The sequence below is a fragment of the Vibrio sp. ZOR0018 genome (assembly GCF_963865925.1).
Classification (GTDB): domain Bacteria; phylum Pseudomonadota; class Gammaproteobacteria; order Enterobacterales; family Vibrionaceae; genus Vibrio; species Vibrio anguillarum.
On sequence record NZ_CAWMCN010000123.1, the window covers coordinates 220,978 to 241,879 of the forward strand.

Genomic DNA, 20,902 nt, shown 5'->3' on the forward strand with positions numbered 1-20,902 from the left:
AGCCAGTCGTTTAAGTGACGTTACTGGCCAATAGAAAAGGATATTCCAGTGAGCAAACAGCAAAAAATTCTCTTTATTGATCGTGACGGAACCTTAATTGTTGAGCCTCCGGTCGATTTCCAAGTTGATCGTTTAGACAAACTGAAACTAGAGCCGTATGTGATCCCAAGCCTACTGGCTTTGCAGGCTGCGGGTTATCGGCTGGTAATGGTCACCAACCAAGATGGACTGGGGACGGATAGCTATCCTCAAGCGGATTTCGATGCCCCTCATGCGATGATGATGGACATTTTTCAGTCCCAAGGAGTGCTCTTTGATGATGTGTTGATTTGCCCGCACTTTGAAAAAGATAATTGCTCTTGCCGCAAACCCAAACTGGGGATGGTTAAAGAGTATCTGCAAGGAGGCAAAGTCGATTTTCAGCAATCAGTGGTGATTGGCGACCGAATGACCGACCTGCAACTGGCTGAAAATATGGCGATCCGTGGTATTCAATATCATCCGAAAAGTATGGGATGGCGTGAAATAGTTAAAGACTTAACCGTGAAAACGCGCAGCGCCGAAGTGGTAAGAACCACCAAAGAGACCGACATTAAAGTAGCGGTCAATTTGGATGAAATGGGTGGTAATCAGATTACAACGGGGTTAGGTTTTTTTGACCACATGCTTGACCAAATCGCAACCCATGGTGGTTTTCAATTGAAGTTGAGCGTCAATGGTGATCTGCACATTGATGATCACCACACCATTGAAGATACCGCATTAGCACTCGGGCAAGCCTTAAAAGAGGCATTAGGCGAGAAGCGTGGCATTGGTCGTTTTGGTTTTTCGTTGCCGATGGACGAGTGTTTAGCACAATGCGCGCTCGATCTATCGGGTCGCCCTTATCTGAAATTTGAGGCCACCTTTACACGTGAGCAAGTGGGCGATCTCTCCACTGAAATGGTATATCACTTCTTCCGTTCATTAACCGACACTTTGGCCTGTACGCTACATCTCTCATCCAGTGGCGAGAATGATCACCATATTATTGAAAGTTTGTTTAAGGCTTTTGGCCGCACATTGCGCCAAGCCATTAAAGTGGAAGGCAATGAACTACCTAGCAGCAAAGGAGTACTGTAATGTCGTCAGTCCGCGAAGCGATGAGTGATAACAGCAGCCAGCCGCAAAAGGTCGTCATCATTGATACAGGCTGCGCTAATGTGTCTTCCGTGAAATTTGCCATCGAACGCTTGGGTTACCCAGTCACTATTTCAAAAGATCCTGATGTGGTGTTGGCGGCAGATAAGCTGTTTTTACCCGGTGTCGGTACGGCAAGTGAGGCGATGAAAAATCTGCAACAGCGCGATTTAATCACCTTGGTGAAACAGGTTGAAAAGCCACTGCTCGGCATCTGCTTAGGCATGCAACTGTTAGGTCAGCTGTCAGAAGAAAAAGGACAGCAAGCTAACGATCAAGCTAGTGGCATTGTTGATAATGATATTGTTGAATGCTTGAGATTATGTGACGGCGAGGTTCGCCTGATGGATACAGGCGATTTACCACTGCCACATATGGGTTGGAACACGGTCAATGCCGAAAGAGGCCATCCTCTGTTTAAAGGCATTGAGCAGGGTGAATATTTCTATTTTGTCCATAGCTACGCCATGCCCGTCGGTGAATACACGATTGCCGAATGTGAATACGGTAAGCCTTTCACCGCGGCGCTGCAAAGCGGTAATTACTATGGTGTCCAATTTCATCCAGAGCGCTCATCCAAAGCCGGCTCAGCACTGATCAAGAACTTCTTGGAATTATAAAAGGGAATTAGCAATGATTATTCCAGCATTAGATTTAATTGATGGCCAAGTGGTTCGCTTATTTCAAGGCGATTATGGTCAAGTTACCGAATACAAAGTGGACCCTGCAGAGCAGTTTCGCCTCTATCATCAGGCTGGAGCTAACTGGTTGCACCTTGTCGATTTAACGGGTGCAAAAGATACCTCAGCCCGACAGCTTGATCTGATTGCCAAACTGCTTGCCAGTACCCCTGCCAAGATTCAAATTGGTGGCGGTGTTCGTAGTGAGCAAGATGTGGTGGATTTATTAAATGCGGGTGCGCAGCGCGTGGTTGTCGGTTCTACGGCCGTAAAACAGCCTGAATTAGTCAAAGGATGGATGGAAAAGTATGGCGCAGAAAAAATTGTGCTAGCGCTCGACATCAACATTGATCAAGACGGCACACGTAAAGTGGCCATTTCAGGTTGGCAAGAAGATTCAGGTGTAACGATAGAAGCCTTGATTGATGATTACCTAACGGTCGGTTTGACACACGTATTGTGCACTGATATTTCCCGCGATGGCACACTAGCCGGTTCTAACGTTGAGTTGTATATCGATTTATGCAAACAGTACCCACAAGTACAGTTTCAATCCTCAGGTGGTATCGGTAGCTTAGCGGACATCAAAGCCTTAACAGGCAGTGGTGTTGCTGGCGTGATCGTCGGTCGTGCCTTATTAGATGGTAAGTTCACCGCTCAGGAGGCATTCGAATGTTGGCAAAACGCATAATTCCTTGTTTGGATGTCCGCGATGGACAAGTAGTGAAAGGGGTGCAGTTTCGCAATCACGAAATCATTGGTGATATCGTACCGCTTGCAAAACGCTACGCCGAAGAGGGCGCGGATGAGTTGGTGTTTTACGACATTACCGCGTCGAGTGATGGCCGAGTGGTTGATAAAAGTTGGGTGGCGCGTGTCGCGGCAGTGATTGATATTCCATTTTGCGTCGCGGGCGGTATTAAATCTGCCGAAGATGCTGCGCGAATTTTAGAATTTGGTGCAGATAAAGTCTCCATTAACTCTCCAGCACTCGCTAACCCACAGTTGATTACTGACTTGGCGGATAAATTTGGCGTGCAATGTATTGTGGTCGGCATTGACTCTTACTTCGATCAAGAAACGGGTCAGTATCAGGTCTATCAATTTACTGGCGATGAGACGCGCACTAAAGCAACACAGTGGCAAACTTGCGATTGGGTACAAGAGGTACAAAAACGTGGTGCGGGTGAAATCGTATTGAATATGATGAACCAAGACGGCGTGCGTAATGGTTATGATCTACAGCAACTCCAGAAGGTACGTGCTGTGTGTCGCGTGCCACTTATCGCTTCTGGCGGGGCGGGAACGATGGAGCACTTTGCGCAAGCTTACCAACAAGCTCATGCCGATGGCGCGTTGGCGGCATCGGTTTTTCACAAGCAGATCATCAATATCGGCGAATTAAAACAATATTTACAAGCAGAAGGTGTAGAGGTAAGACGATGAGTTTTCAAGTATCGAGTGCGGTTGCACTTTCTGAGCGTATTGATTGGAACAAAGTTGATGGCCTTGTTCCGGCGATAGTGCAAGATTTTCAATCAAGTCAAGTGCTTATGATGGGTTACATGAACCAAGATGCGTTGCAAAAAACCGCGCAAACAGGCCAAGTGACGTTCTTTTCTCGCAGCAAACAGCGCCTTTGGACCAAAGGAGAGACCTCTGGTCATGTGTTACAGTTGAAAAACATGGCGCTCGATTGTGATAACGACACTTTATTGGTCAAAGTGAATCCCATTGGGCCAACGTGCCATACTGGAACCACAACCTGTTGGGATAACGATGCACAAGAAGAGTCTCAAATGGTGTGGCTTCATCAGCTTGAGCAGCTATTGGCTGCCCGCAAGAGTGCCGACCCTGATTCCTCTTACACCGCCAGCCTTTATGCCCGTGGAACAAAGCGTATTTCGCAGAAAGTGGGCGAAGAGGGCGTTGAAGTTGCGCTTGCGGCGACGTCGGGCGATAAGGCGGAGTTAGTGTGTGAGTCTGCTGATTTGATTTATCACTTATTGGTGCTATTGCAAGACCAAGGATTAGCGTTGAGTGATGTGATTGATAAGCTTAAAGAACGCCATAAATAAACACAGTGAAGCCTCTTAAATAAAGAGGCTTCCGTTTTTTGAGAGCGGTGTTAGAGGGTAATTTCTTTCCACTCACCGGGTTGTAGATCGCCTAAAACAATGTCGCCCATCGCGTAGCGCACTAAGCGCAGTGTTGGAAAGCCAATATGCGCTGTCATACGTCGTACTTGCCGGTTTTTACCTTCAGTAATGGTAATCGCAAGCCATGTGGTTGGGATTTGTGCGCGAAAACGAACCGGTGGATTACGTTCCCACAAGGTAGGCGGTTGCAAAATCTCAACCTTGGCAGGCAGCGTCATGCCATCTTTTAGCTCTACACCTTGGCGCAATTTATCTAAATCGTTTTGAGCGGGTTCTCCTTCTACTTGAACCCAGTACGTCTTTGGTAATTTTGACTGCGGCTGCGTTAGTCTCGCTTGCAAGATGCCGTCATTGGTGAGCACCATCAAACCTTCGCTGTCTCTGTCCAAGCGACCTGCGGCATACACCTCTTTTACGGGAATAAAATCAGCGAGAGTTTTGCGCCCATCACCATCGGTAAACTGGCTTAGCGTATCAAAAGGCTTATTAAAGATGATGACTTTTCGATCAGCAAGTGATACTCGTTTTTTTACCTCTTCTGCAGATGAAGAGGAGCGGGCGGTTGAGCGCTGATGTGGATCGCGCCGTTTAAAATGAGAAGAGCCAGAGGGTTTTGATACTGATGAAGAATCACGACGCAAGCGGGATGACATGTTAACTACCTTGCAAAAATGTAAATGAAGTGTGTTTGAAAGTTTTCTGAACTTTGGATTTAAGCTATGATTTGCGCGCCCAGAAACAGGATTGACGCACAAGATAATAGACTATTATCCTAGTTTTGTTTAATTATACTCAACCCATGCTATTTGGATTCAGTATCAATAAAGGGTTTGGGTGTATACGTATTTTCACTCAATGACTAAAATCGGATAACGCTCAACGACATTCGATTCAGTTTTTGAAAGAGTGACGCTATCGTGTTCAAGTCGCGAGGATGCTAACCCACTTGACACGGACAATCACACAGCGCTGTTTCATCCAATGGTGCTGCTAGAACAAATAGGGAAATTTTTCATGCCTACAGAAAAACCTACAATTATTTATACCATCACAGACGAAGCACCAGCACTGGCCACTTATTCTTTATTGCCGATTATCCAATCCTTTACCGCCTCGTCAGGTATTAGCGTTGAAACCCGCGATATTTCACTGGCTGCGCGTATGCTTGCCAGCTTCCCAGAACATTTAAAAGAAAATCAACGTGTAAGTGATGCGCTTGCCGAATTAGGTGAACTGGCGACCAAACCAGAAGCGAATATTATTAAACTGCCTAACGTTTCGGCATCGGTCCCACAATTGAAAGCCGCGATTAAAGAGTTGCAGGAAAAAGGTTACGACCTACCAAATTATCCTGAAGAACCAAGTACCTACGAAGAAGAAGCGATTAAAGCGACTTACGATAAAATCAAAGGTAGTGCGGTTAACCCAGTGTTGCGTGAAGGAAACTCCGATCGCCGCGCACCACTATCAGTCAAGAATTATGCGAAGAAAAACCCACATTCAATGGGCGCATGGTCACCGCAATCCCGTTCACATGTTGCCAGCATGCAAGACAAAGATTTCTATGGAACAGAAAAGTCAGTCACCATTGAAGGTGACACTAAGGTCAAAATTGAGTTTGTCGGCCATGATGGCTCGACTAAAGTCTTAAAGAAAGAGTTTGCGCTGCTTGATAAAGAAATTATCGATGCTTCAGTTCTAAGCAAAAAAGCGTTAGTTGAGTTTTTCGAGCAACAAATCGCAGCAGCGAAACAGCAAGATGTGCTGCTTTCCTTGCACATGAAAGCAACCATGATGAAAGTGTCTGACCCAGTCATTTTCGGCCATGCCGTTAAAGTGTACTACAAGGACGTATTTGCGAAGTATGGCGCGTTGTTTGACTCATTAGGTGTTGATGTCAACAATGGCCTAGGCGATGTTTACGCGAAAATACAAGCATTGCCACAAGCACAGAAAGAAGAAATTGAAGCCGCGATTCAAGCGGTTTATAACACGCAGCCACCGCTTGCTATGGTCGATTCTGACCGAGGTATTACTAACCTACATGTCCCAAGCGATATCATTGTTGATGCGTCAATGCCAGCAATGCTGCGCGCTTCTGGTCAAATGTGGGGGCCAGATGGCAAGCAACAAGACACCAAAGCACTGATCCCCGATCGCTGCTACGCTGGCGTTTATCAAGCGGTGATTGATTTTTGTAAAAAGCACGGCGCATTTGATCCCACCACGATGGGCAGTGTGCCAAACGTGGGCCTTATGGCGCAAAAAGCTGAAGAATATGGATCGCACGATAAAACCTTTATCCTCGATGCAGCGGGTTCGGTACGTGTTGTGGATACCTCCGGCAAAGTATTGCTAGAGCAAGCTGTTGAAGCTGGTGATATTTTCCGCATGTGCCAAGTGAAAGATGCACCGATCCAAGACTGGGTGAAACTGGCCGTGACTCGCGCCAGAGCTACTGGCGTTCCTGCGATTTTCTGGTTAGACGATCAGCGTGCGCATGACCGTGAATTGATCAAAAAAGTCAACGTCTACCTTGCTGATCATGATACGGCTGGCTTAGATATTCAGATCCTATCACCCGTTGAAGCGACTCTGTTCACACTTGAGCGTCTCAAAGCGGGTAAAGATACCATCTCAGTTACGGGTAACGTACTGCGTGATTACCTCACGGATCTATTCCCCATTCTTGAGCTCGGTACTTCGGCTAAAATGTTGTCGATTGTTCCCTTGATGAATGGCGGTGGCTTGTTTGAAACAGGTGCTGGTGGCTCTGCGCCAAAACACGTTCAGCAGGTTGAGAAAGAAAACCACTTGCGTTGGGATTCGTTAGGCGAGTTTTTGGCGCTGGCGGCGTCTTTGGAACATTTGAGTGTTGTCACTGGAAATGCGAAAGCGAAAGTACTAGCCGATGCGCTTGATAAAGCCACTGGTAAGTTCCTTGATCTCAATAAATCACCATCGCGCAGAGTTGGTGAGCTTGATAACCGTGGCAGTCACTACTATCTTGCAACCTATTGGGCTGAGGCCTTAGCAGAGCAGACGGCGGATGCTGATTTAGCGGCGGAATTCGCACCGATTGCGAAACAGCTGCAAGAAAATGAACAGGTTATCGTCTCTGAGCTGAATCAGGCACAAGGTACTCCGGGTGATTTGGGTGGTTACTATGCGCCAGTGTTTGAAAAAGCATCGGCATTAATGCGTCCAAGCCAAACCTTGAACGCGATCATTGGCGCTTAACCTTCAGTTATTCACATCTAAGTAATAAAAAACCCGCCAGTTCGGCGGGTTTTTTATTAAATACACGTTTGGCAGCGATTATTTTGCAAGTTGACCTTCGATTGGAACAACAGCGCTAGCGTGATAACCTTTCGGCCCCTGTTCAATCTCATAGGAAACTTGTTGGCCCGCTTTGAGTGTGCGGTAGCCTTCCATTTGAATGGTTGAATAGTGAGCAAAAATATCGGTATCCTCACCTTCTGGACAAATAAACCCAAATCCTTTGGCGTTGTTAAACCATTTTACTGTACCTGTAGCCATGCTTTACATCCCTCATTGCATTTTAGTTACTGATGTTGTTATCGAGAAACTTATCCTAAAAACGTTACCCGAATGTGAATATCAATTCAGCCGCTGCCAAATTTTTAGTCACTAATTGACCAATGTAGTCAATGATTCGGCGCAGTCAATAGGCAAAAGGTATGATACTCGACATATTTGCAAATAAATCACTTTTAAGGTTTACATTGTTGCAACGATTAAATAGGGCGTTAAGAATGAAATAGTTAAAGAAAGCAGTTGCTTTTGTTTTCTTTTTAATCAACTACGCCGTTGATAGTTCGGAATAGCAATGTTTTATTTGCAGCGATACAATTGCTGCATTAGTCTCTAAGTAAGGGTTGTTTTTCAACTGTGTCGGTAGCACTAATAACATTAATAGATTCGAACGACACAATGGTTACTGAGAGGCACACGGTTCCACTAGGTAGAGAAGCACTCTAAATACGGTCATCATGAGTAAACATTTTGAATGGGTGACTCCAGACTCAGATCTTCTGGAGAAAGAGAAGACAGCAATTAAACCACCAGCGATGTACAACGTAGTTCTCAATAACGATGACTACACGCCGATGGAGTTTGTGATTGAAATCCTTGAGCGATTCTTCTCGATGGATATCGACAAAGCAACACAGATAATGCTCAAGGTGCATTATGAAGGGAAAGCAATTTGTGGCACGTTCAGTGCCGAGATTGCAGAGACCAAAGTAGCTCAAGTTACTTTGTACTCAAGGGAAAATGAGCATCCACTGCTTTGTACTATGGAGCAAGCGTAGTCGCTTGCTGGAGCAACAAAGTGGTTCCTTAAGGAGGTACTTATGCTTAATAAAGAACTAGAGTCGAGTCTAAACGGCGCGTTCGCTCGAGCGCGAGACAAAAGACATGAATTCATGACCGTCGAGCACCTCCTACTTGCGTTATTAGAAAATGATGCAGCCAGAGAGGCCTTATTAGCCTGCCAAGCGGATTTGGATGCCTTACGCCAAGAGCTTGATATTTTTATTGATCAAACCACACCTCTTATTCCTGAAAGTGACGAAACACGTGAAACGCAACCTACATTGAGTTTTCAACGTGTGCTGCAACGTGCTGTATTTCATGTGCAATCCTCTGGCCGCAATGAAGTCACAGGGGCGAATGTACTGGTTGCAATCTTTAGTGAGCAGGAGTCACATGCGGCTTACCTACTGAAAAAAAATGACATCAGTCGCTTAGATATCGTCAACTACATTTCACACGGCATCACTAAAGCTTCCAGCGCAAGTGATAATTCAGCCTCTTCCGACTCTTTTAGCAGCGAATCAGCTGATGAAGTCAGTTCTGATGAACGTTTGGAAAGCTTTGCCAGCAACCTCAACCAATTGGCAAAGCAAGGGTTGATTGACCCGCTAATTGGGCGTGATAAAGAACTAGAACGAACCATTCAAGTGTTGTGTCGTCGCCGTAAAAATAATCCGCTGTTAGTGGGAGAAGCGGGAGTCGGTAAAACGGCGATTGCGGAAGGGCTGGCGTGGCGTATAGTGGAAGGCCAAGTGCCTGAAATCATTCAAAATAGCATTATTTATTCACTGGATATTGGCTCATTACTCGCTGGAACTAAGTATCGTGGCGATTTTGAAAAGCGTTTTAAAACCATTTTGAAACAGCTTGAAAAAGAGCAGGACGCGATTCTATTTATTGATGAAATTCATACCATCATCGGTGCGGGTGCCGCTTCTGGTGGTCAGGTGGATGCGGCTAACTTAATCAAACCTCTGCTTAGCAGCGGTAAATTGCGCTGCATCGGCTCAACGACTTATCAAGAGTACAACAACATCTTTGAAAAAGAGCGTGCGCTGGCTCGCCGTTTTCAAAAAATCGATGTGGTCGAGCCATCGTTGGATGACACCACTAAAATACTCATGGGTCTGAAAACAAAATACGAGGCGCACCATGATGTACGTTACACCAATAAAGCGTTACGTGCGGCCGTAGAGCTTTCTGCAAAATACATCAATGAACGTCATTTGCCAGATAAAGCGATTGATGTGATTGATGAAGCGGGTGCACGTTCAAGGTTGGCACCTGCAAGTCGCCGCAAGAAAACCGTTGGAGTGGCCGATATTGAAGCTATGGTTGCTAAAATGGCGCGTATTCCAGAAAAATCGGTATCTTCTTCCGATAAAGACATTTTGCAGCACCTTGATAGAAAAATGAAAATGTTGGTGTTCGGACAAGATGACGCTATCGATGTATTGAGTGAGGCGATCAAACTCTCACGCGCTGGCTTAGGTGCCGACAATAAACCGGTGGGTTCATTCTTGTTTGCAGGGCCAACAGGCGTGGGTAAAACAGAAGTGACAGTGCAGTTATCGAAGCTACTTGGCATTGAGCTGCTGCGTTTTGATATGTCTGAGTATGGTGAACGTCACTCAGTGAGTCGTTTAATTGGTGCTCCTCCTGGTTATGTTGGGTATGACCAAGGTGGCTTGCTAACTGATGCTGTGATTAAACATCCACATTCAGTGGTGCTACTTGATGAGATTGAGAAAGCGCACCCTGATATTTTTAACTTGTTACTTCAAGTCATGGATAACGGCACTTTAACGGATAACAATGGACGAAAAGCGGATTTCCGTAACATCATTTTGGTGATGACAACCAACGCAGGTGTTGCAGAGACAGTGAAAAAATCGATTGGTCTTATCCAACAAGACAATAGTTTTGATGCGATGTCAGAGATTAAGAAAGTATTCACACCCGAATTTCGTAACCGTTTAGATAACATCATCTGGTTTAATCGTTTGGATGAGCGTGTAATCCATCAAGTGGTTGATAAGTTTATTGTTGAACTACAAGCTCAACTCGATGCGAGAGGTGTATCGTTAGAGGTTTCTGAGGATGCTCGTCATTGGCTTGCTGTGAAAGGCTACGATATTGAGATGGGCGCTCGTCCGATGGGCCGCGTGATTCAGGATAAGCTGAAAAAGCCATTAGCGAATGAGTTGTTGTTTGGCTCGTTGGTCGATGGTGGCACAGTGAAAGTGGATTTAGATGGCGAAGAGCTTAAGTTTAAGTACATTGGCTCTCGTGAAGAAGCGGTTCACTAATCGGTAATCCGATGCTTATCACCTAATAACAAAAGCACGCTGAGGCGTGCTTTCTTCTATGCATTGCATTTAATCCAGTTCTATAAGTAACAAAAAACGGAGCATTTAGCTCCGTTTTTTGTTGCGTTCGAAAATCAGAGATTAACGAGCACGGAAGACGATGCGGCCTTTAGTTAGGTCGTATGGAGTCATCTCTACAGTTACTTTGTCACCAGTAAGAATACGAATGTAGTTCTTACGCATTTTACCAGAGATGTGAGCTGTTACTACGTGGCCGTTTTCTAGCTCAACACGGAACATTGTGTTTGGAAGAGTATCAAGGACAGTGCCTTGCATCTCAATTACGTCTTCTTTAGCCATTTAATCCTCTTTAGAAACTTGGCGATTTTTAACGGACGCATTCTGCCGCTAAAAGATAAATATGTAAAGTTGGGGCGTATTCTACCCTTGCCAACGTTGATTTACTAGCTTTTGATGGCGCTCAAAGCGTACTTTGTAGTTCATTGCTGGGCATTCATCAATTTGATAACCCAAATATAACCATTGTTTCTGTGTGGCTTGGCAATATTGCAGTTGAAATAAAACGCCAAGTGTTCCGAGTGACAGATCTGACTCTGGATCATAAAAGGTATAAAAGGCGCTGGCACTGTTTTGTAAAATATCCGTCACCGCAATCGCGACCAGTTGTCCATTTTGATAAATATGCAGGTATTGAGTATCTAGCCAACGACAAGCGGAAAAGGTTTCAAACTCCTGCTCGTTGGGAGGGTACATGCTGCCCTCTTTATGTCGCGCTTCAATATAGCGGGCATAGAGTGCAAACCAACCCGAATCCATGGTTGGTTTCAACTGCCACTGAAAAGCGTGTGCCTTTTTGAGTAACCGCTTTTGACTGGTTGATAGCTTGACTTGGTCAACAAAAACACGCAATGCTTGGCAGGAGTTACAATTGTCACAGTGAGGTTTGTAAATGGTATCTCCACTGCGCCGAAAACCATTTGCGAGTAGAATTTCATAATTCTCAGGCGATTGCATGGCGGAGTCTAAAGTCACAGCGACACGTTCTTGCCTATCTTTTAAATAGCTACAAGGGTGGTTATTGGTTAAACCGATGCGTATTTGCTGTAAATCTGAGCTCATGGTTATCCTTCATTAGGCAAGGTGATCCACTGGGGGGTAAAGCAGCGCTCATCGACAGAGCTATCTCTAAAAGATAGCAAGGATTTGAGAAAATCGTCGCGCTCTAATTCGAAAGCTCCCAATGATGCCAGATGCGGATTCATCACCTGACAATCAATCAACTGTCCACCGTGTGATTGAAAATGCTGGCAAAAATACCAAAGCGCAATTTTTGATGCATTGGCTTCGATACTAAACATCGACTCACCGCAAAACATTTGGCCCATTTGTATGCCATAGAGCCCGCCGATCAATTTATCCTCCTGCCACACCTCAACCGAATGACAACGGCCAGAAGCCGCAAGGGCGAGGTAGGCGCTGCGCATCTCTTCATTTAGCCAAGTTTGATCTGCGGGTCTTACGTTGGCGCAACTTGTAATTACCTCTTTAGTTGCATGGTTAAGGCTTATTTTATATTGATGTTTTCGCTGGAATTTTTTAACGCTTTTAGCTGGAGAAAAAGTTTGTGGGTTAAACACAGCTCGCGGAGCGGGGCTCCACCAAAGAATAGGCTCTTGTGGGCCATACCAAGGAAAAATTCCGTGTCGATAAGCATTATAAATACGTTCTGGTTGTAAATCTCCACCAAACGCGAGCAGTCCATTTGGCTCTTCTAGCGCCTCATCAGCGGAAGGAAAAGAGAAATCATCAAGCGCAAGTTGAGGAAGGTAAATAGTCATGTTCGATCCGATCTGGGTTAACCATCAAGATAAGGCCACGGAATGAGGATAGTAGGGATTTTTCAATAGTTTGCCAATCATTACTATCAGGCCATATTTGTACTGGAGTTCGCTTTTATTTTTAGATAGGCTGCAAGTACGAAGAATTTTCATTTTCCCAGAGCAAACAGGAGCTCTTTGGAAGATGCAAGGAAACACAACTCGAATGGAAAGCCTCACGTTACAACCAATAAAAAAAATTAATGGGCAAGTCAATTTACCCGGTTCCAAAAGTGTCTCAAACCGAGCGCTACTGCTTGCCGCTCTGGCAAGTGGTACGACTAAGCTAACGAACTTGTTAGATAGTGACGATATTCGCCACATGCTCAACGCACTAGCAAAACTTGGCGTGGAGTATCGTTTGTCAGACGACAAAACGGTGTGTGAGATAAAAGGCTTGGGTCGGCCTTTTAGCATAGAGCAATCTGTTGAGCTGTTTTTAGGTAATGCAGGGACGGCAATGCGTCCACTTGCGGCAGCATTAGTCCTTGGACAGGGTGAGTTCATTTTGACTGGTGAGCCGAGGATGAAAGAGCGTCCAATCGGTCATCTCGTTACGGCGTTACGTGAAGCGGGCGCTGATATTGAGTATCTTGAAAACGAAGACTTCCCGCCGTTAAAAATTACGGCAACCGGCCTTAAAGCTGGAATCGTGGCGATTGACGGTTCAATCTCGAGTCAATTTTTGACCGCCTTTTTAATGGCAGCGCCACTGTCTGATGGTGAAATGACGATCAACATCGTCGGTGACTTGGTCTCAAAGCCCTACATTGATATCACGTTACACATCATGGCGCAGTTCGGTGTAAAAGTGATCAACCATAACTACACTCAATTTGTGATCCCAGCTGGGCAATCGTATGTTTCTCCTGGGCAGTTTTTGGTGGAAGGAGATGCATCCTCTGCTTCTTACTTCCTCGCGGCGGCGGCTATCAAAGGTGGCGAAGTAAAAGTTACTGGTATTGGTAAAAACAGTATCCAAGGAGATATTCAATTTGCCGATGCGCTAGAAAAAATGGGCGCAGTCATCGAATGGGGGAATGATTATGTCATCGCTCGTCGTGGAGAGCTTAATGCGGTTGATCTCGATTTTAATCACATTCCTGATGCGGCTATGACCATTGCGACGACCGCATTATTTGCCAAAGGCACCACAGCCATTCGCAACGTATATAATTGGCGTGTTAAAGAAACTGATCGTTTAGCCGCAATGGCGACGGAGCTGCGTAAAGTGGGTGCAGAGGTTGAGGAAGGGGATGATTACATTATCATCACACCACCAACGTCATTACAGCATGCGGCAATCGACACTTATGACGATCATCGAATGGCGATGTGTTTTTCGCTGGTTGCACTGAGCGATACCGCAGTGACGATTAATGATCCTAAATGTACTTCGAAAACGTTTCCTGATTATTTTGAACAGCTTGCGCAACTAAGCCACTAGGTATTGAGCCTTTAAACCCAATAATGAAAAGCCTCGAATGAGGCTTTTTTTCATCAAGAATTACGATTGAACGAGAGTGAATTGCTTTGATAAATGCAAGGCAAGGTACTTGAACATGTTAAATACCGCAGTGGTATTAGGTGTTGGCAGCCCCTTGTCGTCTAAAAAGTAGTTGCCTTTAAAAACTAATACATCCTCTTTTTCTTCAACGCTATCGGCGCGCATGCCAACGATATAAGCGTCATGTTCTTGAATGATTTGGTTTGCAATAAGTAACAAATCAAATTCAGTAATAGATTGTTTTTCGCTCATCTTTTACGGTCCTATGAGTAGATGTGCGAGGATAGTGCCGTAAAAGGGTAGGTAATTTCAATGATTTCAAATAGAATTCGGCGCAAAATTCGATGGAGTGGATTCTCAAGCTTTGACCAAAGAGAGAAGTCACGTCTAAGCTTAATCAAGAAAGCCGATTTTTTATGCAATGAGAATGTGTGACTTACGGCATATTTCATTGGATTTATTTCGCGAACTGATAATACTCACTTTAGTATGAGCGCCAAAGCACGTTTAGTAGAGTGCTGCAGCAATGAAAGTCAAGCTCACAAGTACCACAGGATTCGATTTTAAACTTCTCAATTTAGGCTGGAAGGCCGGCGGAGAATAGGCCACTGAGCTCTGGTTGCATTTTGACCAATTATTGAGTGGTTGAATTTTATTTTTAAAAAACATGTTGATCTTCTTGTTAACTGGCTCGATAGTAAAAAAAGAAGCAATAATTTAGAACGTCATGCGATTTACTTTCGCGTAATGATTAAGGGCATTTGAGTCAATTATGGGTAAATCACTCGTTATAGTGGAATCGCCAGCCAAGGCTAAAACGATCAATAAATATCTTGGTAAAGATTTTATTGTTAAGTCGAGCGTAGGGCATGTTCGTGACCTTCCAACCGCAGGTCAAAGTACCGCTAAAAAAGCAACGCCTAGTTCTTCTTCAAAGAACCTTAGCGCTGAAGAGAAAGCACGCTTGAAAAGCGAGAAAGACCGCAGTTCGTTAATTAAGAAGATGGGCATCGACCCTTATCACGGCTGGGAAGCGAATTACCAAATTTTGCCGGGTAAAGAAAAAGTAGTGGCGGAATTGCAAAAGCTTGCCAAAGATGCCGACTGCATTTATCTCGCAACCGATTTGGACCGCGAAGGAGAGGCCATCGCTTGGCACCTTCGTGAGATCATCGGTGGCGATGAACAGCGATACAAACGAGTTGTATTTAACGAAATTACTAAAAATGCAATCCAACAAGCCTTCCAAACACCGGGTGAATTGAATATCGACGGTGTAAACGCCCAACAAGCGCGTCGTTTCATGGACCGTGTGGTGGGTTTTATGGTCTCTCCATTACTTTGGAAAAAAGTGGCGCGTGGCTTGTCTGCGGGTCGCGTCCAATCGGTGGCGGTGAAATTACTTGTTGAGCGTGAGCGTGAAATTAACGCGTTTGTCCCTGAAGAGTTCTGGGATATCCATGCTGATACGAAAACGCAAGATAAAACGGATTTCCGTCTGTTGGTTGCGCAAAAAAATGATGTAGCGTTTAAGCCTGTCAACGAAGCGGAAGCTAAATCAGCGGTTTCGATTTTAGAAAAAGCTTCTTACGAAGTGTGTAAACGTGAAGACCGCCCAACCAGCAGTAAACCTTCCGCTCCTTTTATCACCTCGACGTTACAGCAAGCAGCCAGTACTCGCTTGGGTTACGGAGTGAAGAAAACGATGATGCTAGCTCAGCGCTTGTATGAGGCGGGTTACATCACTTATATGCGTACCGATTCAACCAACTTAAGTGCTGAAGCGGTTGAAGCGGTTCGCAGCTATATTGGTAGTGAGTTTGGACAAGCCTACTTACCTGAGAATCCGTTGGCTTATGGAAGTAAGCAGGGCGCTCAAGAAGCGCACGAAGCGATTCGTCCATCCAGTGTGGATGTTAAAGCCGATGATTTACAAGGTATGGAAGCGGATGCTCATAAGCTATACGCACTAATCTGGAATCAGTTTGTTGCTTGCCAAATGACGCCAGCTCAATACGATTCGACCACTGTGAGCGTGAAAGCGGCAGAATTCACCCTTAAGGCGAAAGGTCGCATCCTTAAATTTGATGGTTGGACACGAGTTCAACGTCCAATGGGTAAGAATGAAGACCAAATTTTACCTCCAGTGAAAGTGGGCGAAACGTTGTTATTGCAAACGTTAGATCCAAAACAACATTTCACTAAGCCACCGGCACGTTATACGGAAGCTGCGCTGGTAAAAGAGCTTGAAAAGCGTGGTATAGGCCGACCATCGACGTATGCTTCTATCATCTCTACGATTCAAGATCGCGGCTATGTGAAAGTGGATCAGCGACGTTTTTATGCTGAGAAAATGGGTGAAATCGTCACCGATCGTCTGGATGACAGTTTCAATGACTTGATGAACTATGACTTCACCGCGCGAATGGAAGAAAAGCTGGACCAAATTGCAGCAGGATCTGCAAATTGGAAAGGAGTCTTGGACGATTTCTTTAAAGATTTCACTGCAGATTTAGAAACGGCTGAACTGGATGAAGAACAAGGTGGTATGAAACCCAACCACATCGTGATGACCGACATTCAATGTCCGACATGTTCACGTCCAATGGGAATTCGTACAGCCTCTACAGGGGTGTTCCTCGGTTGTTCTGGTTATGCACTGCCGCCTAAAGAGCGTTGTAAAACCACCATTAACCTAGGTGACGAAGAAGGCGTCATCAATGTCTTGGAAGAAGATGTTGAAACGGCTGCACTGCGCGCTAAAAAGCGTTGTCCTATCTGTGAAACGGCGATGGATGCGTACCTAATCGATGACACACGTAAAATGCATGTGTGCGGGAACAATCCGAACTGCGAAGGTTACGTTGTAGAATTCGGTGAGTTTAAAGTTAAAGGCTATGATGGCCCAGTTGTCGAGTGTGACAAGTGTGGGTCAAACATGGTGCTGAAAAATGGCCGTTTTGGTAAGTACATGGATTGCACCAGCGATGACTGTAAAAATACGCGTAAGATCTTAAGAAGCGGCGAAGTTGCTCCGCCAAAAGAAGATCCTATCCATTTCCCAGAATTGCCTTGTGAAAACTCGGATGCGTATTTTGTACTGCGTGATGGCGCTTCAGGTCTGTTTCTTGTAGCGAGCAATTTCCCGAAATCTCGCGAGACACGTGCGCCATTGGTTGAAGAATTGGCTCGTTTTAAAGAGCGCCTAGCACCAAAGTATCAATACTTAGCGGATGCGCCTACACATGATCCTGATGGTGTGGCGGCGGTTGTACGCTTTAGTCGTAAGTCAAAAGAACACTATGTACGCACTGAGATAGATGGTAAACCCTCAGGTTGGACGGCGTTGTACGATAATGGGCGGTGGGAAATTACCGATAAGCGTAAAAACGCTAAAAAATAGCCTTTAATGTGATCAATGCGAAAAGGTAGCCTTCGGGCTACCTTTTTTTTGGCTGGAGTTTGAGCAAGTTCAACTATTCATACTATTCATGGAAAATGTGTCGCCAATATTTTGACATTCCATGTGTAAGGCAGTATTGATTAACTATCCGTGAGCGGGCGGAGTGTCGGATGTTCAGAGTCTTGTACACAGGAGATAGCCCTATTGCACCAGCATGTTGTGAATTGTTCAGTCGGTTCAACAATTAAAATGGAGCTATTTGGTGTAATTAATATTTATGTCTTTAACCTAGTAAACATAGCGTCATAAATTCGTTGTATTTTTAATAAAAAGAGAGTGTATATAAAATTAAGAATGCATCAATAAAGTGAATAAAAATGATTAGTTAATACATTGTTATGTTTATATGTTACACCGAGCTGTAAATGTGAGCTAGGTTAGGAGTTAGCAAACTAAAGGGTTCAGACAAGTCAGAACAGCGTATTTAAAATTGTATTATTTCTTTAATTCGATAACGTATAAACAACCGATTGCATTTAGGGTGGTGAGGGAGTTTCATACAGCCCACTGCAAGTGGTCAATAAGGATAGCATCCATACATCCCCTGTAAATTAAGGTATGGAATGCAAATATAAGAATGAAATAAGGAGAATTAAAATGGCTGGTGTTTTAGGAATGATCCTTGCTGGTGGCGAAGGCTCGCGCTTGATGCCTTTAACGGAATCTCGTAGTAAACCTGCAGTGCCATTTGGTGGCAGTTATCGTTTAATCGATTTTGCTTTGAATAATTTTGTAAACGCGGATTTGATGCGTATCTACGTGCTTACACAATTTAAATCACAATCGTTGTATTTACATATGAAGAAAGGCTGGAACCTTTCGGGCATCACTGATCGGTTTATCGATTCAATCCCCGCACAGATGCGTGATGGCAAGCGCTGGTACGAAGGTACTGCGGATGCTATCTACCAGAATATTCGTTTTATTGAACTCTCTACCCCAGACCAAGTATGTATTTTTGGCTCTGATCATATCTATAAAATGGATATCCGCCAGATGCTCGATTTCCATAAACGTGTAGACGCAAAACTGACCGTTTCTGCGCTGAGAATGCCGCTGAAAGAAGCGTCTCAGTTTGGTGTGATTGAAGTTGATGAAGCCGGAAAAATGGTCGGTTTTGAAGAAAAACCTTGCAATCCTAAAGCGATCCCTGGGCACCCAGACCTTGCACTTGTTTCTATGGGTAACTACATATTCGATACAGATAAACTCTGCGCAGAATTGCGTCGTGATGCTGAAGATAATCACTCCAGCCATGATTTTGGCAAAGATATTATTCCTAAACTTTTCCCAGAAGGAGAGGTTTATGTCTATGATTTTTCAACCAATAAAATCAAAGGCGAAAAAGACACAACTTACTGGCGTGATGTTGGTACGATTGAGGCCTACTGGGCAGCGCACATGGATCTATTAGAGCATGATGCCGATTTCTCGTTGTATAACCGTAGCTGGCCTCTCCACACTTATTATCCACCGTTGCCACCTGCAACCTTTGTTGATTCACACGATCGTAAAGTGCAGATCACCGACAGCTTGATCTCCGGCGGAAGCTACATTCAAGGTGCGAAGATTTATAAATCGGTACTAGGCTACCGCAGTAACATTGGAGCCAACACTTTAGTGAGTGAATCCGTGATCCTCGGTGATGTTAAAATTGGCGAAGGATGTACAATTAAGCGTACGATTATTGATAAAAATGTCGAAATAGCGCCAGGTACTATCATTGGTGAAGATTTAGAACTCGATAGACAACGTTTCCATGTTTCTGATGAGGGCATCGTTGTTATCGCAAAAGGAACAAAAGTTGGATTCTAGAATGGAAAAAATCGATGTTTGGTTTACCGTTTCAGAAGCTCAAGGTTTGATCAAAAGTGGTGGTTTGGCCGATGTGGCCAAAGCACTGCCTAAAGCACTGCAAGAGTTAGGTCATCAGGTAGCTATTGTGCTACCTGCTTATCGTTCTATATTGGGCATTTCAGATGCTCCTGTTGTGCTAGAAACTGAGCTTACCCATTGGCCTCATACTTCATATCTGGTCCGCCAGATGGAGCTAGATGGAGTGGCCGTGTACTTAATTGAATGTGAACAATATTTTGGCCGAGCACAAATGTATGGCGAGAATAACCAAGCGTATGCTGATAATGGCGAGCGTTTTGGTTTCTTTTCAGCGGCTAGCCTAGATGTTTTACCTAAGCTCGGTAAAAAACCACAGATTATCCATGCAAATGATTGGCATACAGGGTTAGTTCCATTTTTGTTGAAAACGCGTTACCAGCATGACGCTTATTTTTCTGATATGAAAAGCGTATTGACCGTTCACAACGCGATTTTTAAAGGTATTTTTTCTTATCATCAATTAGAGATCATCCCAGAATTGAACTTATCTGGCATGGAATTTTTACGCTACGGACACGATCACGTCAGTATGCTAAGAGCAGGGATTGCCTTTGCTGACAAAATCAATGCTGTTAGCCCTAATTATGCTTCCGAGCTGCTAACACCGCTTGGCTCTCATGGGTTGGTAGATGATTTTGTTCACCGAGCTAGAGATTTGCACGGTATCGTTAATGGGTGTGATTATAGCGAGTGGGATCCACAAAACGATGAATTTCTTCCTCTTGGCTACTGTGATGAAGCTGAATCACTTCAAGCGGGAAAACGGGCGAGTAAGCGTATGTTGCAAGAGGAGCTGCAATTACCTCAGCGTGACTTGCCTTTGTTTGGGATGGTTTGTCGACTCACCCACCAAAAAGGTTTCCACTACATTTTACCTATACTAGAGTCGTTCTTACGCAATGATGCTCAGCTCATTATTGTTGGCACAGGAGAGCCTGAAGTTGCTGTTCAGCTACATAAAATGGCGGCGAAGCATGCTGATAAATTTGCGTTTGTTGAAGCTTATAGCAATCGTTTTGCACATTTGGTTGAAGCCGGTTCTGATTTCTTCTTAATGCCTTCAGAATTTGAAGCTTGCGGTTTGAATCAGATCTACAGCATGGCTTATGGCACGCTGCCCATCGTTCGTGAAGTTGGTGGTTTAAAAGACACCGTGCGTGATTATGATAAGTTTCCTGAAGAAGCGACCGGCTTTGGTTTTCATGATCCTTCTCCAGAAGCACTGCTTATTGCAATGCAGCGAGCGATGCTGTTTTATCTTCAACATCCCGAAACTATGTTGGAGGTTCAGCAGAGGGCGATGCGACAAAATTTTAGCTGGCAGGATTCAGCGAAAGAGTACATCAAGATGTATCATCTCGCGTTTCATGACTGATGTTTTTATAACAAGTAAGGCGCTTTGGCGCCTTACTTGTTTAGCCGAACGAGCCCGCATGATTTTTTGCTATTCAGCCCCCGTTTTGTGGTAGTCTT

At 44.6% G+C, this 20,902-nt stretch carries 18 protein-coding genes; 12 read left to right on the top strand and 6 right to left on the bottom strand.

What is annotated here, in order from left to right:
• The first annotated feature begins 48 nt into the window (after nucleotides 1–48).
• From hisB to hisIE, 5 genes are read left to right on the top strand one after another with little or no spacing between them, the layout of a single operon-like run.
• Nucleotides 49–1,122 (top strand): bifunctional histidinol-phosphatase/imidazoleglycerol-phosphate dehydratase HisB, encoded by a 1,074-nt coding sequence (gene hisB / locus AACR75_RS15375; RefSeq protein ID WP_047690872.1) that lies wholly within the window; start codon nucleotides 49–51, stop codon nucleotides 1,120–1,122.
• Nucleotides 1,122–1,799: an imidazole glycerol phosphate synthase subunit HisH gene (gene hisH / locus AACR75_RS15380; RefSeq protein ID WP_017049883.1), complete on the top strand. Its 678-nt coding sequence runs from the start codon at nucleotides 1,122–1,124 to the stop codon at nucleotides 1,797–1,799. The genes hisB and hisH overlap by 1 nt, the downstream gene beginning before the upstream one ends.
• 13 nt (nucleotides 1,800–1,812) lie before the next feature.
• The gene (hisA, locus tag AACR75_RS15385) at nucleotides 1,813–2,550 is read left to right on the top strand and encodes a 1-(5-phosphoribosyl)-5-[(5-phosphoribosylamino)methylideneamino]imidazole-4-carboxamide isomerase (protein ID WP_047690874.1); all 738 of its coding nucleotides are present in this window, start codon (nucleotides 1,813–1,815) and stop codon (nucleotides 2,548–2,550) included.
• Nucleotides 2,532–3,305: an imidazole glycerol phosphate synthase subunit HisF gene (gene hisF / locus AACR75_RS15390; protein ID WP_047690876.1), complete on the top strand. Its 774-nt coding sequence runs from the start codon at nucleotides 2,532–2,534 to the stop codon at nucleotides 3,303–3,305. The genes hisA and hisF overlap by 19 nt, the downstream gene beginning before the upstream one ends.
• Nucleotides 3,302–3,937: a bifunctional phosphoribosyl-AMP cyclohydrolase/phosphoribosyl-ATP diphosphatase HisIE gene (gene hisIE, locus AACR75_RS15395; protein ID WP_017043909.1), complete on the top strand. Its 636-nt coding sequence runs from the start codon at nucleotides 3,302–3,304 to the stop codon at nucleotides 3,935–3,937. Before hisF ends, hisIE begins: the two co-directional genes overlap by 4 nt.
• A 50-nt stretch (nucleotides 3,938–3,987) precedes the next feature.
• On the opposite strand, the gene AACR75_RS15400 is transcribed toward hisIE, so the two are convergent.
• Nucleotides 3,988–4,671: a pseudouridine synthase gene (locus AACR75_RS15400; RefSeq protein WP_206208096.1), complete on the bottom strand. Its 684-nt coding sequence runs from the start codon at nucleotides 4,669–4,671 to the stop codon at nucleotides 3,988–3,990.
• 361 nt (nucleotides 4,672–5,032) lie between these two features.
• On the opposite strand from AACR75_RS15400, the gene AACR75_RS15405 reads away from it, so the two are divergent.
• Nucleotides 5,033–7,258 carry an NADP-dependent isocitrate dehydrogenase gene (locus AACR75_RS15405; protein WP_047690878.1) on the top strand — a complete coding sequence of 742 codons (2,226 nt, stop codon included), beginning with the start codon at nucleotides 5,033–5,035 and terminating at the stop codon, nucleotides 7,256–7,258.
• 78 nt (nucleotides 7,259–7,336) lie between these two features.
• Here AACR75_RS15405 and cspD read toward each other — a convergent pair whose 3' ends face one another.
• On the bottom strand, nucleotides 7,337–7,558 hold the full coding sequence (gene cspD / locus AACR75_RS15410) for a cold shock domain-containing protein CspD (protein WP_013857087.1): 222 nt from the start codon (nucleotides 7,556–7,558) through the stop codon (nucleotides 7,337–7,339).
• Nucleotides 7,559–8,031: 473 nt separating this feature from the next.
• Here cspD and clpS point away from each other — a divergent pair, with 473 nt between their 5' ends.
• Nucleotides 8,032–8,352: an ATP-dependent Clp protease adapter ClpS gene (gene clpS, locus AACR75_RS15415; protein WP_010319243.1), complete on the top strand. Its 321-nt coding sequence runs from the start codon at nucleotides 8,032–8,034 to the stop codon at nucleotides 8,350–8,352.
• A 42-nt stretch (nucleotides 8,353–8,394) separates the two neighbouring features.
• Nucleotides 8,395–10,665 carry an ATP-dependent Clp protease ATP-binding subunit ClpA gene (gene clpA / locus AACR75_RS15420; RefSeq protein ID WP_047690881.1) on the top strand — a complete coding sequence of 757 codons (2,271 nt, stop codon included), beginning with the start codon at nucleotides 8,395–8,397 and terminating at the stop codon, nucleotides 10,663–10,665.
• Between the two features lie 141 nt (nucleotides 10,666–10,806).
• Here clpA and infA read toward each other — a convergent pair whose 3' ends face one another.
• From infA to aat, 3 genes are all read right to left on the bottom strand, one after another.
• Nucleotides 10,807–11,025: a translation initiation factor IF-1 gene (gene infA, locus AACR75_RS15425; protein ID WP_006075347.1), complete on the bottom strand. Its 219-nt coding sequence runs from the start codon at nucleotides 11,023–11,025 to the stop codon at nucleotides 10,807–10,809.
• A gap of 81 nt (nucleotides 11,026–11,106) precedes the next feature.
• The gene (locus AACR75_RS15430) at nucleotides 11,107–11,805 is read right to left on the bottom strand and encodes an arginyltransferase (protein WP_013857085.1); all 699 of its coding nucleotides are present in this window, start codon (nucleotides 11,803–11,805) and stop codon (nucleotides 11,107–11,109) included.
• A 2-nt stretch (nucleotides 11,806–11,807) separates the two neighbouring features.
• The gene (gene aat / locus AACR75_RS15435) at nucleotides 11,808–12,524 is read right to left on the bottom strand and encodes a leucyl/phenylalanyl-tRNA--protein transferase (protein ID WP_047690886.1); all 717 of its coding nucleotides are present in this window, start codon (nucleotides 12,522–12,524) and stop codon (nucleotides 11,808–11,810) included.
• A gap of 205 nt (nucleotides 12,525–12,729) precedes the next feature.
• Here aat and aroA point away from each other — a divergent pair, with 205 nt between their 5' ends.
• Nucleotides 12,730–14,010 (top strand): 3-phosphoshikimate 1-carboxyvinyltransferase, encoded by a 1,281-nt coding sequence (gene aroA, locus AACR75_RS15440; RefSeq protein WP_047690889.1) that lies wholly within the window; start codon nucleotides 12,730–12,732, stop codon nucleotides 14,008–14,010.
• A gap of 60 nt (nucleotides 14,011–14,070) precedes the next feature.
• On the opposite strand, the gene AACR75_RS15445 is transcribed toward aroA, so the two are convergent.
• Nucleotides 14,071–14,322 (bottom strand): YciN family protein, encoded by a 252-nt coding sequence (locus AACR75_RS15445; protein WP_013857082.1) that lies wholly within the window; start codon nucleotides 14,320–14,322, stop codon nucleotides 14,071–14,073.
• A gap of 520 nt (nucleotides 14,323–14,842) precedes the next feature.
• Here AACR75_RS15445 and topA point away from each other — a divergent pair.
• From topA to glgA, 3 genes are all read left to right on the top strand, one after another.
• Nucleotides 14,843–17,473: a type I DNA topoisomerase gene (gene topA / locus AACR75_RS15450; protein ID WP_047690891.1), complete on the top strand. Its 2,631-nt coding sequence runs from the start codon at nucleotides 14,843–14,845 to the stop codon at nucleotides 17,471–17,473.
• Nucleotides 17,474–18,130: 657 nt separating this feature from the next.
• A complete protein-coding gene (gene glgC / locus AACR75_RS15455) occupies nucleotides 18,131–19,348 on the top strand; it encodes a glucose-1-phosphate adenylyltransferase (protein WP_013857078.1) in 1,218 nt (405 codons plus the stop codon).
• 1 nt (nucleotide 19,349) lies between these two features.
• On the top strand, nucleotides 19,350–20,804 hold the full coding sequence (gene glgA, locus AACR75_RS15460) for a glycogen synthase GlgA (protein WP_013857077.1): 1,455 nt from the start codon (nucleotides 19,350–19,352) through the stop codon (nucleotides 20,802–20,804).
• The last annotated feature ends 98 nt before the right edge of the window (nucleotides 20,805–20,902 follow it).